At 64.1% G+C, this 17887-nt stretch carries 2 protein-coding genes (1 of these 2 cut by a window edge); both read left to right on the top strand.

The window, feature by feature from the left end; translation table 11 throughout:
• Window positions 1-2891: the final stretch of a non-ribosomal peptide synthetase gene (locus tag J1G18_RS07795; protein ID WP_223007387.1), read on the top strand. The gene continues 9430 nt to the left of window position 1, outside the view; only the last 2891 of its 12321 coding nucleotides appear in the window; the start codon falls outside the window, past its left edge; the stop codon is at window positions 2889-2891.
• The gene (locus J1G18_RS07790; RefSeq protein WP_223007386.1) at window positions 2891-17887 is read left to right on the top strand and encodes a non-ribosomal peptide synthase/polyketide synthase; all 14997 of its coding nucleotides are present in this window, start codon (window positions 2891-2893) and stop codon (window positions 17885-17887) included. Before J1G18_RS07795 ends, J1G18_RS07790 begins: the two co-directional genes overlap by 1 nt.

The following is a 17887-nucleotide window of genomic DNA, read 5'->3' as shown; positions in this document are numbered from 1 at the left end:
TCAGCGTGCTCGACTGGCACGGCAGGACTGATCTGGAGGCAGCGCTGCAAACCCTCGCCGATGAGGAGCGCGCCCTGGGTCTGGACCTGAGCTGTGCGCCGCTGATGCGCCTGGTGCTGGTGCGCACTGCAGCCGAGCGTTATCACCTGATCTACACCAACCATCACATCCTGATGGACGGCTGGAGCAGCGCGCAGTTGCTCGGCGAAGTGTTGCAGCACTACAGCGGCGAAGCGGTCGCCCGTGGCGCAGGTCGCTACCGCGATTACATCGCCTGGCTGCAACGTCAGGATGGCGCGGCGGCGCAAGCCTACTGGCGGACGACGCTGGGCAATTTGCAGGAGCCGACGCGTTTGGCCAATGCCATCGCACGGCCGCACGCCGGTTTGCCGAGCGTGGGTTACGGCGATCATTACCAAGTGCTGGATGCTGAGCTGAGCCAGCGCCTGGGCGAGTTTGCCCGGGCCGCGAAAGTCACCGTCAACACCGTGGTGCAAGCGGCGTGGCTGCTGCTGTTGCAGCGCTACACCGGCAAGGATTGCGTGGCGTTCGGCGCCACCGTCGCCGGGCGTCCGGCGGAGCTGCCGGGGGCCGAAGCGCAGATCGGCCTGTTCATCAACACGCTGCCGGTGATTGCCGCACCGCCCGCGCAGCAGGGCGTGATCGCCTGGCTGCAAGCGGTGCAGGCGCAGAACCTCGCCTCGCGCGAGTTCGAGCACACGCCGCTGGCGGACATTCAGCGCTGGGCCGGGCAGGGCGGTGACGCGCTGTTCGACAGCCTGATGGTGTTCGAGAACTACCCGATCGGCGAAGCACTGGAGCGTGGTGCGCCGCAGGGTCTGCGCTTCGGCGCGGTGGCCAATCAGGAGCAGACCAACTATCCGCTGACCCTGCTGGTGAACATGGGCGCGCAACTGTCGGTGCATTTCAGTTATCAGCGCGACAGCTTCGCGGCGGCCAGCGTGGCGCAGTTGGGCGCGCATCTGCAGCGTCTGCTGAGCCAGATGGCGGATGCCGGTGAGCGCACGCTCAGCGAGCTGGACCTGATCGAACACCGCCCGCTAGTGAGCACCGACTTCTCCACCGAGCAGTGCATCCATCAAGCCATCGCCAATCAGGTGGCGGCGACCCCGGATGCCTTGGCGGTGACCTTCGCCAATACGAAGTTGAGCTACGGTGAATTGGATGCGCAGGCCAATCGTCTGGCGCACAAGCTGCTTGAGCTGGGTGTCGGCCCGGAAGTGCGCGTGGGCGTGGCGATGCCGCGTTCGGAGCAATTGCTGATTGCCTTGCTTGCGGTGCTCAAGGCTGGCGGTGCGTATGTGCCGCTGGACCCGGATTACCCGGCGGATCGCGTGGCCTACATGCTCGAAGACAGCCGCGCGCGGGTGTTGCTCTCCGAACAGGCGGTTGCCGCGACCCTGAGCGTGCCGGGCGATACCCAAGTGCTGCTGATGGATCAGGTTTCGCTAAGCGGCTATTCGGCTGTTGCACCACAGACTGCGGTGCAGCCGGATAACCTCGCCTACGTGATCTACACCTCCGGTTCCACCGGCAAACCAAAAGGCGTGGCGATTGCCCATCGCAACGTCATGGCGCTGATCGACTGGTCCGCCAGGGTCTACAGCCGCGACGACATTCAAGGCGTGCTGGCCTCGACGTCGGTGTGCTTCGACCTGTCGGTGTGGGAGCTTTTCGTCACGTTGGCCAACGGCGGCTCGCTGATCATCGCGCGTAATGCCTTGGAGCTGCCGCAACTGCCGGCGCGCGATCAGGTGCGTCTGATCAACACTGTGCCGTCGGCGATTGCTGCACTGCAGCGAGCCGGGCAGATTCCGCCGAGCGTGCGCATCATCAATCTGGCGGGTGAACCGCTGAAACAAGCGCTGGTGGAGGCGTTGTATCAGCAGTCGACGGTCGAGCACGTCTACGACCTGTACGGCCCGTCGGAAGACACCACTTATTCGACCTGGACCCGCCGCAGTGCTGGCGGTCAGGCGCGGATCGGGCGCGCGCTTGAGCACAGCGCCAGCCATCTGCTGGATGCCGATCTGCACGCAGTGCCGCAGGGTGTTTCGGCCGAGCTGTACCTGTCCGGCGCCGGCATCACGCGCGGTTATCTGGGGCGTGCGGCGATGACCGCCGAACGCTTCGTGCCGAATCCTTTCGTCGACAACGGCGAGCGCATGTACCGCACCGGCGACCTGATTCGTCAGCGCGAGGAGGGCGAGCTGGAGTACATGGGCCGGATCGACCATCAGGTGAAAATTCGTGGATTCCGCATCGAACTGGGGGAGATCGAGGCGCGATTGCTCGCGCAACCGGCAGTCAACGAAGCGGCGGTGGTGGCCGTCGAAAGCGACACCGGCGCGCAACTGGTGGCGTATGTGGTCGCTCCGCAACTGGAGATGCACGACGGGGACGCGCAGCGGCAACTGCGCGAGGGACTAAAGACTGGCCTCAAGTCTTCGTTACCTGACTACATGATTCCCGCGCACCTGCTGTTCCTTGAGCAGTTGCCACTGACCCCCAACGGCAAACTCGACCGCAAGGCCCTGCCGGCGGTCGATGCCAGCCAGATGCAGGCCGCGTATGTCGCGCCGCACAGTGAGCTTGAGCAGCAGGTCGCGGCGATCTGGCAGCAAGTGCTCGAAGTGCAACGCATCGGCTTGAACGATCACTTCTTCGAACTCGGCGGGCACTCGCTGCTGGCGGTCAACGTGGTGTCGCGCATGGCCCTTGAACTGGGCCTGACGCTGACCCCGCAACTGTTATTCCAGCACCCCGTCCTGAGCGATTTTGTCGCTCGACTCGATACAGGAGGCGGGGCAATCAACGAACAGAAACTGAGCAAGCTGGAAGCCCTGCTTGACGATATGGAGGAAGTCTGATGGACAAGAGTGTTGCTTTGAGGGTAGCCAAGCGCTTTATCACTCTGCCGCTGGACAAACGTAAGCTGTACCTGGAAAAGATGCTCGAAGAGGGCGTCTCTCCGGCCAACCTGCCGATCCCGGAAACACGTTCCGGGTTTGCGGCGATTCCTCTGTCGTACGCTCAGGAACGTCAACTGTTCCTCTGGCAAATGGACCCGCACAGCACCGCGTATCACATCCCCAGCGCCTTGCGCCTCAAGGATCGGCTGGATGTGGCGGCGCTGGAGCGCAGCTTCAACGCGGTGGCGGCGCGTCACGAAAGCTTGCGTACCACTTTCGCCGAACAGGGTGAAAGCTTTTGCCAGGTGATTCACCCGCAGCTGCCGCTGAGCATCAGCCTGACGGCATTGCCGGAGGGCCTCGACGCCGCCGGGGAAGACGCGGCGATCAAGGCCTTCGTCGAGAGCGAAACCGCACGCCCGTTCAATTTGCAGCAGGGCCCGCTGCTGCGGGTGGCGCTGCTCGAAGTGGCGGAAGACGACCATGTACTGGTGCTGATCCAGCACCACATCATCTCCGATGGCTGGTCGATCAAAGTCCTGGTCAACGAGCTGATCGAGCATTACGCCGCCGACACCGCCGGGCAGCCGCTGAGCCTGCCGGAGCTGGAAGTGCAATACGCCGACTACGCGATCTGGCAGCGCCACTGGCTGGAAGCGGGCGAGCGCGAGCGCCAGTTGGCCTACTGGGTCAAGACCCTGGGCGGCGAGCAGCCGGTGCTGGAGCTGCCGATCGATTTCCCGCGTCCGGCCGTGCAAAGCCTGCGCGGTGCGCGGCTGGAGCTGAACCTGCCGGCAGACCTCGGTGACGCCCTCAAACAACTGGCGCAGCGCGAAGGCGCAAGCCTGTTCATGCTGTTGCTGGCGTCGTTCCAGGCGTTGCTGCATCGCTACAGCGGTCAGGCGCAGATTCGCGTCGGGGTGCCGACCGCCAACCGCAACCGTGTCGAGACCGAAGGCCTGATCGGCTTCTTCGTCAACACGCAGGTGCTGAGTGCCGAGGTCAGCGGGCAGCTGCCGTTCAACCAGTTGCTGGCTCAGGTCAAGCAGGCGGCGATGGCTGCGCAGGCGCATCAGGATCTGCCGTTCGAGCAACTGATCGAAGCCCTGCAACCGGAGCGCAGCCTGAGCCACAGCCCGGTGTTCCAGGTGATGTTCAACCACCAGACCAGCCGTGATCAGGGCCGCAACGCGGCGCAGTTGCCGCAGCTGAGTGTCGAGGATGTGCAGTGGGAAGGGCGCACCGCGCAGTTCGACCTGACGCTGAATACCTACGAGTCCAGCGACGGCTTTGCCGCCGAGCTGACCTACGCCACTGACCTGTTCAAAGCTGAAACCGTCGAACGTCTGGCGCGTCACTGGCAGAACCTGCTGCGCGGTATCGTCGCCGCACCGAGCCAGCGCGTCGGCGAATTGCCGTTGCTGGAAAGCGCCGAACACGGCGTGCTGTTGCAGGACTGGTTGCGCAGCGCCGACCGCAGCGCGCAAGCCGAATGCGTGCAGCAGGATTTCTCCCGGCGTGCCCAGCAAACGCCGCAGGCCACGGCCCTGATCATCGGCGAAGACGTGCTGAGCTACGGCGAGCTGGATGCCCGCTCCAGTCAACTGGCGCACAAGCTGATCGAGGCCGGTGTCGGCCCGGATCAACTGGTTGGTATCGCCGTCGAGCGCAGCGTGGAAATGATCGTCGGCCTGCTGGCGATCCTCAAGGCTGGCGGTGCTTATGTGCCGCTGGACCCGGCGTATCCGCAGGATCGTCTGGCCTACATGATCGAGGACAGCGGCCTGCAATTGCTGCTGACCCAAAGCCATTTGCAGACGCAGCTGCCGATCCCGCCGGGCGTGCAAGCGCTGTTGCTGGATCAACCACACGAGTGGCTGGCGGCTTATCCACAGACCGCGCCGGAAGTGGCAGTCAATGGCGAGCATCTGGCCTACACGATCTACACCTCCGGTTCTACCGGCAAACCGAAAGGCGTGATGGTGCGCCACGCGGCGCTGAGCAACTTTGTCGCGAGCATGATCGAGCAGCCGGGCATCTGTGCCGCCGATCGCATGCTGTCGCTGACCACGTTCTCGTTCGATATTTTCGGCCTGGAAATCTACGGCCCATTGCTGGCCGGTGCCTGTGTGGTGCTGACCGGCAAGGATGTGCATCAAGACCCGCAAGCGGTGCTCGAACTGATCGAGCGTCACGCCGTGACGGCGCTGCAAGCCACGCCCTCGACCTGGCGCATGCTGCTGGACAATGAACAGGCGCCAATCCTGGCGGGCCGCACGTTCCTCTGCGGCGGTGAAGCGCTGTCGCAGGAGCTGGCGCAACGCATGCTCGCACTGACGCCCAGCGTGTGGAACCTCTACGGCCCGACCGAAACCACTATCTGGTCGGCGCAGCACGCCTTGAGTGCGGACAGCAGCCGTCCATTCCTCGGCACGCCGATCGACAACACCGCGTTGTACATCCTCGGCAGCGACCTTGAGCTCAATCCGCTCGGCGCCCCGGGGGAATTGCTGATCGGCGGCGACGGCCTCGCTCGTGGTTACTTCCAGCGCCCGAGCCTGACTGCCGAACGCTTTGTCCCTGATCCCTTTTCGAAAACCGGCGCGCGTCTGTACCGCACCGGCGACCTGACCCGTTACCGCGCCGAAGGCGTGATCGAGTACATCGGGCGGATCGACCATCAGGTGAAAATCCGTGGTTTCCGGATTGAACTCGGCGAGATCGAAGCGCGTTTGCTCGCCCTCGATAGCGTGCGCGAAACCGTGGTAGTCGCTCAGGACGGCCCGACCGGCCCGCAACTGGTCGGCTATGTGGTGCCGATCGCCGACGATATTGCTGAAGTCGAACTGCGCGCCGCATTGAAAGCCAGCCTCAAGGCCGAGCTGCCGGAATACATGGTGCCGGCGCACCTGCTGTTCCTCGCGCAACTGCCACTGACGCCGAACGGCAAAGTCGACCGCAAAGCCTTGCCGGCACCTGACGCCAGCCACTTGCAATCAACTTACATCGCCCCGCAGACCGCCACTCAGCACAGCGTTGCCGAAATCTGGCAGGCGGTGCTCAAGCTTGATCGCGTGGGCCTGAGCGATAACTTCTTCGAACTGGGTGGCCACTCGTTGCTGGTCACGCAGGTGGTCTCGCGCGTACGTCAGGCACTGAACGTTCAAGTGCCGCTGCGCACATTGTTCGAACACAGCACGCTGGAAGACTTTGTCGCCGCGCTGGGTGTCGATCAGGCGCATCGGGAGCCGCCGATTGTTGCCTTGCCACGCCAGCAACCGCTGGCGCTGTCCTATGCCCAGGAGCGTCAGTGGTTCCTCTGGCAACTGGAACCGACCAGCACCGCTTATCACGTGCCGGCGGCATTGCGTCTGAGCGGTGAGCTGGATTTGCCAGCGTTGCAGCGCAGCTTCGACGCGCTGATCGAACGCCACGAATCGCTGCGCACCTGCTTCGTCGAACAACAGGGGCAGACCCTGCAAGTGATCCAGGCTCATGGCACGCTTGATCTGCAGGTGCAGGACGTGGCAGCGGATCTCGACGAGGCGGCGCTGCAAGCGCTGGTCGCCGCCGAAACCCTGCACCTGTTCAATCTGCAGCAAGGCCCGTTGCTGCGGGTCAAACTGCTGCGTCTGGCCGCCGATGACCACGCGCTGGTCATCACCTTGCATCACATCGTCTCCGATGGCTGGTCGATGAATGTCATGGTCGATGAGCTGGTGGCGTTGTATGCCGCCTACAGCCAGGGCCAAAGCGTGCAATTGCCAGCGCTGCCGGTGCAATACGCCGACTACGCCGTGTGGCAGAAACAGTGGATGGACGCCGGTGAACGCGAACGTCAGTTGAGCTACTGGACCGCACAACTCGGCGATGGCGATCAACCGCTGCTGGAGTTGCCGACCGACCGGCCGCGTCCAGCCGAGCAGAGCTATCGTGGCGCCCGTCGCGAGATCCCGCTGAGCCTCGAACTGGCCACCGCGCTCAAACACCTGGCGCAGCGCGAGAACGTCACGCTGTTTGCGCTGTTGCTGGCGTCGTTCCAGACCTTGCTGCATCGCTACAGCGGTAAGGCCGATATCCGCGTCGGGGTGCCGGTGGCCAACCGCAACCGGGTCGAGACCGAAGGCCTGATCGGTTTCTTCGTCAACACCCAGGTACTCAAGGCCGAGTTCGACAGTCAGCAGACGTTCCGCAGCCTGCTGCAGCAAGTGAAAAATACGGTGCTCGGCGCCCAGGCGCATCAGGATCTGCCGTTCGAGCAACTGGTCGACGCGCTGCAACCGGAGCGCAGCCTCAGCCACAGCCCATTGTTCCAGGTGATGCACAACCACCAGAGCCAGGTGCGCCAGGCGCAGGGCGCCACGCGTTTGCCGAAACTGGCGATTGAAGGCTTGCCGTGGGCGTCCAGTACTGCGCAGTTCGACTTGACCCTGAACACCTTTGAATCGAGCGACAACGTCTGGGCCGAGCTGACGTACGCCACCGACCTGTTCGACCTCGAGACCATCGAGCGCCTGGCGCAACACTGGACTCATCTGCTGCAAGGCATCGTTGCCGACAGCGCTCAGCGCATCGCCGAACTGCCACTGCATGACGCCGCCGAACGCGCGGCGACCTTGCAGCAGTGGAACCCGGCCATCCGCGATTTCCCGAGCGAACAGTGCCTGCATCAACGGATCGAACAACAAGCCGCCCGCGCCCCGCAAGCGATTGCCGTGAGCTGTGCCGGGCAGTCCCTGAGCTACGGCGAGCTGAACAGTCGCGCCAACCAGTTGGCCCACAAGCTGATTGCCAGCGGTGTCGGCCCGGACGTGCGCGTCGGTCTGGCGGTGGAGCGAAGCCTCGACATGCTGGTCGGTCTGCTGGCGATCCTCAAGGCCGGCGGCGCCTATGTGCCGTTGGACCCGACGTATCCGGAAGAACGCCTGAGCTACATGATCGGCGACAGCGGCATCGCCTTGCTGCTGACCCAGAGTCATCTGCTGGGGCGTCTGCCGGTGCCGGATTCGCTGCGCAGCCTGATGCTCGATCAGGAACGTGACGGTCTGGAAGGCTACAGCGACAGCAATCCGCAGGTGCGCATGAGCCCGGACAACCTGGCTTACGTGATCTACACCTCCGGTTCTACCGGTCAGCCGAAGGGTACGTTGCTGGCCCATCGCAACGTGCTGCGCCTTTTTGAGGCCACTGATGCGTGGTTCGATTTCGGCGCCACGGATGTCTGGAGCCTGTTCCATTCTTACGCTTTCGACTTCTCGGTGTGGGAGATTTTCGGGGCGCTGCTGTACGGCGGCAAACTGCTGGTGGTGCCTTACGAGGTCAGCCGCTCGCCGGAAGATTTCTTCGCCCTGCTTTGCCGCGAAGGCGTCACCGTGCTCAACCAAACGCCGTCGGCGTTCAAGCAATTGATGCAAGTGGCCTGCGCCCCCGAACACGCGGCGCAAGCACTGGCGCTGCGTTACGTGGTGTTCGGCGGCGAGGCGCTGGAGGTCAAGAGCCTGCGTCCATGGTTCGAGCGTTTCGGCGATCAGGCACCGCAACTGATCAACATGTACGGCATCACCGAAACCACCGTGCACGTGACCTACCGGCCGATTTCGCTGGCCGACTTGCAGCGTGACGCCAGCAGCCCGATCGGCGAGCCGATCCCGGACCTGTCCTGGTACTTGCTCGACGGTGATCTGAATCCGGTCGCCAAAGGCTGCATCGGTGAGCTGTACGTCGGTCGCGCCGGCCTGGCTCGCGGTTACCTGAACCGCGCGGATCTGACCAGCCTGCGCTTCATTCCCGACCCGTTCGCCGCCGATGGCGGGCGTCTGTACCGTACCGGTGACCTGGCGCGCTACCGCGCCGACGGCGTGATCGAATACATCGGCCGGATCGACCATCAGGTGAAGATTCGCGGTTTCCGTATCGAGCTTGGCGAGATCGAAGCGCAACTGCTGGAACAGGCTGCGGTGCGTCAGGCCGTGGTGCTGGCGCAGCCGGGCCTCAGTGGTCAGCAACTGGTGGCGTATCTGGTGCCAGGCGACGCCGCGCTGCTCGACGCGAGCCCGGCCGAACAGGCGTTGTGGCGCGACAGCGTGCGTGCCGAACTCAAGGCCCATCTGCCGGATCACATGGTTCCGGCGCACCTGTTGCTGCTGGCGCAATTGCCGTTGACCGCCAACGGCAAACTCAATCGCAACGCCTTGCCATCACCGGACGCCAGTCAGGCGCAGCAGGCCTATCAGGCGCCGCAAAGCGCGATGGAGCAGGGTCTGGCCGCGATCTGGCAAGACGTACTGAAGCTGCCGCAAGTCGGCATCAACGACAACTTCTTCGAATTGGGCGGCGACTCGATCATCTCGATTCAGGTGGTCAGCCGCGCCCGTCAGGCCGGCATTCGCCTCAATCCCAAAGACCTGTTCCAGCACCAGACCGTGCAGCGTCTGGCGCTGGTCGCGCAGTGGGGTGGCGACGAATCGACGATTGATCAGCAAGCCGCGAGCGGTGCGGCGTTGCTGCTGCCGATCCAGCAGCAGTTCTTCGCCGACCAAATTCCGCAGCGTCATCACTGGAACCAGTCGGTGCTGCTGCAACCGCGGCAGACGCTGGACGCGGAAAAAGTCGAGCAGGTATTGCGCGCACTGGTCGCTCATCACGATGCCTTGCGCCTGAGCTTCACTCAGCGCGATGGCGTGTGGCAGGCCGAGCACCGCGCGGTCGAAGCGCTGCCGCAGAGCCTGCTCTGGCAGGAGGACGTGGCCGATGCCGCCGCCCTTGAAGCCTTGGGCAATCGCGCCCAGCGCAGCCTCGATCTGCAACACGGGCCGTTGCTGCGTGCGGTGCTGGCGAATCTGGCCGATGGCACGCAGCGTTTGCAGTTGGTGATTCATCACCTGGCGGTGGACGGCGTGTCGTGGCGGATTCTGCTGGAAGACCTGCAAAACGCTTATCAGCAACTGCTTAATGATCAGCCGTTGAGCCTGCCGTCCCGGACCAGCGCCTTCAAGGACTGGGGTGAGCACTTGCAGCGCTACGCCAACAGTCCGGCATTGCAGGCCGAACTCGGTTATTGGCAGGCCTGCCTGAGCGATGTGAGTACCGATCTGCCGTGCAAACGCGTTGACGCCAGCCAGGACAATCGTCTGGCCCAGACCGTACAAACCCGGCTCGGCACCGAGCTGACCCGCCAACTGCTGCAAGAGGCCCCGGCGGCGTACCGCACCCAGGTCAACGATCTGTTGCTGACGGCGCTGGCGCGGGTCATTGGACGCTGGAGCGGGCAGGCGTCGACGCTGATCCAGCTCGAAGGCCATGGCCGCGAAGAACTGTTCAACGGCGTCGATCTGACCCGCACGGTGGGCTGGTTCACCAGCCTGTTCCCGGTGCGCCTGACACCGGTAGAGACGCTTGGCGAGTCGATCAAGCAGATCAAGGAACAACTGCGCTCGATCCCTAACAAGGGCATCGGTTTCGGCGCCTTGCGTTACCTTGGTGATGCGCAAGCGCAGCAGAGCCTGCAGGCCTTGCCGAGCCCGCGCATCACCTTCAACTACCTTGGGCAGTTCGACGGCAGTTTCGCCGGCGATGACGCTGCGCTGTTCGTGCCGTCGCCGGACAACGCCGGCCTCGATCAGAGCCCGGAGGCGCCGCTGGGCAACTGGTTGACCCTCAACGGTCAAGTGTATGGCGGCGAGCTGCGGGTGGGCTGGACGTTCAGTAGTGAGCGCTTCGACAGCGCGGTGATCGAAGCCCTGGCCGCAGATTACGCCGCAGAACTCGCAGCGTTGATCGGCCATTGCCTGACCCCGGGCGTCGAAGGCCTGACCCCGTCGGACTTCCCGCTGGCCGGCCTGACGCAGGCGCAGCTCGATCAGTTCCCGCTGGCGCCGCGCCAGGTCGCCGATGTGTATCCGCTGTCGGCGATGCAGCAGGGCATGTTGTTCCACAGCCTCTACGAGCAGGCCACCGGCGATTACATCAACCAGGTCCGGCTCGATGTCGAAGGCCTCGATCCGCAACGCTTCCAGCACGCCTGGCAAGCGGCGGTGGACAACCACGACATCCTGCGCAGCAGCTTTGTCTGGCAGGGTGAACTGGCGCGTCCAGTGCAGGTGGTGCACAAGCAACTGGACATGCCGTTCCGCGTCCTCGACTGGCGTGATCGCGACGATTGTCAGAGCGATCTGAATGCGCTGGCCGCAGCCGAACAGGCGCAAGGTTTCGACCTGAGCCAGGGGCCGCTGTTGCGCATGGTCGTGGTGCGTCTGGACGAGCAGCGCTGCCACTTGATCTACACCAACCACCACATCCTGATGGACGGCTGGAGCAACTCGCAGTTGCTCGGCGAAGTCCTGCAGCGCTACAGCGGGGTTGCCCAGCCGCCACTGGCCGGGCGTTATCGCGATTACATCGAATGGCTGCAGCGCCAGGACGTGCAGGCCAGCGAACGTTACTGGACCGCGCAACTGGCTGACCTGCAAGCGCCGACCTTGCTCGCGCAAGCGTTGCAGGCGCAACGCGGCGATGCACCGCGCGAAGGCCATGGTGAACATTTCTGCGTGCTCGACGCTGAGCAGACGCGGCGTCTGGGCGAGTTCGCGCGCCAGCAGAAAGTCACCCTCAACACGCTGATTCAGGCGGCATGGCTGCTGCTGTTGCAGCGCCTGACCGGCCAGCCGTGTGTGGCGTTCGGCGCCACGGTGGCGGGGCGTCCGGCCGAGCTCAAAGGGGTCGAGCAGCAGATCGGCCTGTTCATCAACACCTTGCCGGTCATCGCCAGCCCGCAGTCGCCATCGAGCGTTGGCGAATGGTTGCAGAGCGTGCAGGCGCAGAACCTGGCCTTGCGCGAACATGAGCACACTCCGCTGTTCGACATTCAGCGTTGGGCCGAGCGCAACGGTGAGGCGCTGTTCGACAACATTCTGGTGTTCGAGAACTACCCGGTGTCCGAGGCGCTGGCGCAGGGCGCACCACAAGAACTGCGCTTCGGTGAAATCCACAATCATGAGCAGACCAACTACCCGCTGACGCTGCTGGTGCACTTGAGCGACGAGTTGTCGATGCACTTCAGCTACCAGTGCGAAAGCTTTGCCGTGCACAGCGTGGTGCAACTGGCTGGGTATCTGCAGCGCTTGCTCGGGCAGATGAGCGAGTCAGGGGAGCGTTCGCTCAGTGAACTGAACCTGATCGAACACAGCCCGTCGGTGAGTACCGACTTCTCCACCGATCTGTGCATCCATCAAGCCATTGCCCATCAAGTGGCGGCGACCCCGGATGCCTTGGCGGTGACCTTCGCCAATACGAAGTTGACCTACGCCGAACTGGACGCGCAGGCCAATCGTCTGGCGCACAAGCTGCTTGAGCTGGGTGTCGGCCCGGAAGTGCGCGTGGGCGTGGCGATGTCGCGCTCCGAGCAGTTGCTGATTGCCTTGCTGGCGGTGCTCAAGGCTGGTGGTGCGTATGTGCCGCTGGACCCGGATTACCCGGCCGATCGCGTGGCCTACATGCTCGAAGACAGCCGGGCGCGGGTGTTGCTGACCGAACAGGCGGTTGCCGCGACCCTGAGCGTGCCAAGCGAAACCCAAGTGCTGCTGCTGGATCAGCTTTCGTTGAGCGATTATCCGAGCAGCGCGCCGCAAACATCGGTCGCTCCGGACAACCTCGCCTACGTGATTTACACCTCTGGTTCCACCGGCAAGCCGAAAGGCGTGGCGATTGCCCATCGCAACGTCATGGCGCTGATCGACTGGTCGGCCAAGGTCTACAGCCGTGATGACATTCAAGGCGTGCTGGCCTCGACTTCGGTGTGCTTCGACCTGTCGGTGTGGGAGCTGTTTGTCACTCTCGCCAACGGTGGTTCGCTGATCATCGCCCGTAATGCGCTGGAACTGCCGCAACTGCCGGCCCGCGATCAGGTGCGTCTGATTAACTCCGTGCCGTCGGCGATTGCCGCACTGCACCGCGCGGGGCAGATTCCGCCAAGCGTGCGCATTATCAACCTCGCTGGCGAGCCGCTGAAACAAGCGCTGGTGGAGGCGCTGTACCAGCAGTCGACGGTCGAGCACGTCTACGACCTGTACGGCCCGTCGGAAGACACCACCTATTCGACCTGGACCCGCCGCAGCGCTGGCGGTCAGGCACGGATCGGGCGCGCGCTCGAGCACAGTGCCAGCCATTTGCTGGATGCCGATCTGCACGCGGTGCCGCAAGGCGTTTCGGCCGAGCTGTACCTGTCCGGCGCCGGCATCACGCGCGGTTATCTGGGGCGTGCGGCGATGACCGCCGAGCGCTTCGTGCCGAATCCTTTCGTCGGTAACGGCGAGCGCATGTACCGCACCGGCGACCTGATTCGAGAGCGCGAGGAGGGCGAGCTGGAGTACATGGGCCGGATCGACCATCAGGTGAAAATTCGCGGCTTGCGTATCGAACTGGGCGAAATCGAAGCGCGTCTGCTGGCGCATGCCGCCGTGCGTGAAGCGGTGGTCGTGGCCAGCGAAGTCTCGGGCAGTCAGCAACTGATTGCCTATCTGGTGCCGAGCGATCCGGCGTTCATCGACGCCAGCGCCGAGCAACAGGCCGCACTGCAGCAAACCCTCGGCAACTGGCTGAGCGCAACCCTGCCGGACTACATGGTGCCGAGCCACCGCCTGTGGCTGGCGCATCTGCCGCTGACCCCCAACGGCAAGATCGACCGCAAGCGCCTGCCAGCACTGGAGCTCAGCGCCGCGCAGTTGCATGTCGAACCGGCGAATGCCACCGAGCAAATGTTGGTGGAGATTTGGAAAGAAGTGCTCGGCCTTGAGCAGGTCAGCACCCATGACAGTTTCTTTGCCTTGGGCGGCGATTCGATCATCTCGATTCAGGTGGTCAGTCGCGCCCGTCAGCAAGGGCTGGAGCTGAGCCCGAAAGACCTGTTCCAGCAACCGACCATTCAACAACTGGCCCTGTGCGTGCAGGCTGCCGAGGGGCGTGTGGCGCCGGTGCTGGCGCTGATCGACCTGCCGCTGCACGGCTTGAGCGAGGCGCAAGTCGCGCAACTGCCATTGCCGGCCGGGCAACTGGACGGGCTCTATCGCTTGTCGCCGATGCAGCAGGGCATGCTTTTCCTCGGCCTGAATTCGCCGGAATCGGACCTGTACGTCAACCAGTTGAGCGTTCCGGTGCAGGGCCTTGAGCCACTGCGCTTGCAAGCCGCGTGGGAAACCGTCAGCCGTCGCCACGACATTCTGCGCACCGGGTTCCTCTGGCAGGACATGGCCGAGCCGCTGCAATTCGTGCTCGCCGATCCGCAGTTGCCGTTCAGTCTGCTCGACTGGCGTGAGCAGGATCATTCGGCCGAAGCCTTGCAAGGCCTGGCGGATGCCGAGCGGGGCAAGGGCTTCGACCTTGACCAGCCACCGCTGCAACGGCTGACGCTGGTGCAAGTCGGCGAGCACAGCTATCAGCTGATCTGGACTTACCATCACATCCTGATCGACGGCTGGAGCAGTTCGCAGTTGATCGGTGAAGTGCTGAGCCAGTATTCCGGACGACCACTGGCCGACGCGGTGCCGTACCGCGGTTACATCAACTGGCTGCAGCAGCAGGACGCGAATGCCAGCGAAGGTTTCTGGCGTCAGCACCTGAGCCGGCTCGACGAGCCGACCTATCTGGCGGACGCGGTGACGCGCACCGGCAGCGGTCGCGGTCACCAGGCGCTGTACAGCCGTTTGGGCGCAACCCGCACCGAGCAGTTGAAAGCCTTTGCCCAGTCGCAGCAGGTCACCCTCAACACCTTGGTGCAGGGTGCGTGGCTGGTGCTGCTCAGCCGTTACAGCGGCCAGCGTTGCGTAGCGTTCGGCGCGACGGTGGCGGGGCGTCCGGCGAGTCTGCCGGCCTCGGAATCGATCCTCGGTCTGTTCATCAACACCTTGCCGGTGATCAAGGACGTGCCGGCCGAGCAGGCCGTGGGCGCCTGGTTGCGCGAGTTGCAGGACTTCAACCTGGAGATGCGCGAGCGCGAATACACCCCGCTGACCGACGTCCAGCGTTGGGGCGGGCGTGCCGGGCAGTCGCTGTTCGACAGCATCATCGTGTTCGAGAACCACCCGATCGATCAGGCGCTGCGCGAGTGGCGCGATGATTCGCTGAAGTTTGGCGAAATCAATAACTCAGGCCTGACCAACTTCCCGATGGACCTGATGGTCACCCTCGAAGACGGGTTGGTGATCGAGTACATGTTCCTGCGCGAACACTTCGATCTGGCGACCGTGGAAGGCATCCGCAGCAACATGGAAGGCCTGCTCACGGCACTGGTTCAGGACGCCGGGCAGGCGCTGGGACGCATCGGTCTGCCGACCGGGCAAGTCGCGCCCGCGCCGGACGTTGTCGCGCAAGCGCAGGCCCCGCTGGTGCACCAGCGCGTTGCCGGGTGGGCCGCGCAGCGTGCCGAACAAACCGCAGTGATCTTCAATGAGCAAGCCTTCAGTTATGGCCAGATCGAAGCGCGGGCCAATCGTCTGGCGCATGCGCTGATCGCCGAAGGTGTCGGTCCGGAAGTGCGGGTCGGTGTGGCCCTGCCACGCAGCGAAAACATGATTGTCGCGCTGTTGGCGGTGCTCAAGGCTGGTGGCGCCTATGTGCCGCTGGACGCGACCTATCCGCGCGAGCGCTTGAGTTATCTGATGCACGATTCGGGCATCGCCTTGCTGCTCAGCGATTCGAGTCTGCGTCAGGTGCTGCCGACCCAGGCCAACCTGCATGTGCTGGAACTCGATCAACTGGACCTGCGCGCTCAGCCGCCGTCGGCACCGCAGGTGGCAGTGCAGCCGGGCAACCTGGCCTACGTGATCTACACCTCCGGCTCCACCGGTCAGCCGAAAGGTGTCGGCGTGGCGCACGGGCCGCTGGCGATGCACTGCCAGGCGATCGGTCAGCGTTACGAAATGAGCGCAGCCGATTGCGAGTTGCACTTCATGTCGTTCGCCTTCGACGGCGCGCATGAGCGCTGGCTGACCACCCTGACGCACGGCGCGCGTTTGCTGATTCGCGACGACAGCCTGTGGACGGCCGAACAGACCTACGACGCCCTGCATCAGCATGGCGTGACTGTGGCCGCGTTCCCGCCGGTGTACCTGCAACAACTGGCCGAGCATGCCGAACAGCACGGCAATCCGCCGCCGGTACGGATCTACTGCTTCGGCGGGGATGCGGTGCCGGTGGCGAGTTTCGAACTGGCCAAACGCGCACTGCAACCGCAGTACATCATCAACGGCTATGGCCCGACCGAAACGGTGGTCACGCCGCTGATCTGGAAGGCCGCGGTCGATGATCAGTGCGGCGCGGCCTATGCGCCGATCGGCAGCGTGGTCGGCGAGCGCAGCGGTTATGTGCTCGACAGCGACCTCAACCCGCTGCCGGCCGGCATTGCCGGTGAGTTGTACCTGGGTGGTGCGTTGGCGCGCGGTTATCTGGGGCGTGCCGGTGGCACCGCCGAACGTTTCGTTGCCAACCCGTTCAGTGCCGACGGCAGTCGCCTGTACCGCACCGGCGACCTGGTGCGCCAGCGTGCCGACGGCACCGTCGATTACCTCGGGCGGATCGACCATCAGGTGAAGATCCGTGGTTTCCGCATCGAGCTGGGTGAAATCGAAGCGCGCCTCAAGCAGCAGCCGGGCGTGCGTGACGCTGCCGTAGTGGCCCGCGAGGGCGTCAGCGGCAAGCAACTGCTCGGCTACGTACTGGCCGCTGCCGAGACGCCGGCCGAAGGATTGGGCGAACGTCTGCGCGAGCAACTCAAGGCCAGCCTGCCGGATTACATGGTGCCGGCACACCTGATGGTGCTTGAGCGCATGCCGCTGACGCCGAACGGAAAACTCGACCGCAAGGCCCTGCCGAATCCGGACGCCGAACAGCGTCTGGCCTACGTCGAGCCGCGCACCGAGCTGGAAAAAGCCCTGGCGAAGATCTGGCAGGAGGTGCTGAAAATCGAACGGGTCGGGCTCACCGACAACTTCTTCGAACTGGGTGGCGACTCGATCCTCAGCCTGCAAGTGGTGGCCCGCAGCCGCGTGCTCAAGGCTCAGGGCCTGAGCCTGAAACTGCGCGATCTGATGCAGAAACCGAGCATCGGCGAACTGGTAGCGAGTGTTCAGGGCACGGCGGAAAAAGCCTCCGGGTTGCTGGCGATGAACGCCGAGGTCAAGGGCGTGGCGCCGCTGTTCTGCCTCCACGCCGGCTTCGGCACGGTGTTCGACTACGAGCCGCTGGCTCGGCGCTTGAGTGGTCAACGCCAGCTGTTGGCGATTCAGTCGCGGATGCTGCTGGATCCGGCGTTCAACGACACCTCGCTGCAGGAAATGGCCAGTGATTACCTGGCGCAGATTCGCCAGAAACAGCCGCAGGGGCCGTATCACCTGCTGGGCTGGTCGCTGGGCGGTACGCTGGCGATGTTGATCGCCGCGCAACTGGAGCAGGCCGGGCAACAGGTCAAGTTTGTCGGGCTGGTCGACAGCTTCGTGCCGTCGGCGGCGGTCGATGCCGGGGCGGTCGATGACTGGCAAGCCGACCTGCGCGATTTCCTGCAGGTGACGCTGCCGGACGCCGCACCGGGCCTGTCCATCGACGGTGAAGAAACGCCGCACAACCTGCGTGCGCTGTTCCAGCGTGCCATGAGCGCCGAGCGCGGGGCGTCGACTTATGTGGCGCTGGGTGCCGAAGAACTGGCGCAGGTGTTCAGCGTTGCGCGCCGGCTCAAGCAGTTGTCGCTCAAGCTTGAGCGCTGTGCGCCGCTGACCGTCAACCCGACGTGCTGGTGGACCTTGGGTCGCGAAGCCGAGGCACTGGAGCTGGCGGCGCAACTCGACCAGCCGGGCATGGGCGGTGAATGGCTGGATTGCGGGCACTTCCAGATCCCGCGCGATGAAACTTTCCTGTCCGAGGCTGAAGAAATGCTCGGCCAGATCGTTGAATCAGTAGTCATGTCCTGA

The organism is Pseudomonas sp. MIS38, assembly GCF_019891575.1.
GTDB classification, from domain to species: Bacteria; Pseudomonadota; Gammaproteobacteria; order Pseudomonadales; family Pseudomonadaceae; genus Aquipseudomonas; species Aquipseudomonas putida_A.
Note: the sequence above shows the minus strand (reverse complement) of the source record. Positions and strands in the feature narration are given on the sequence as shown.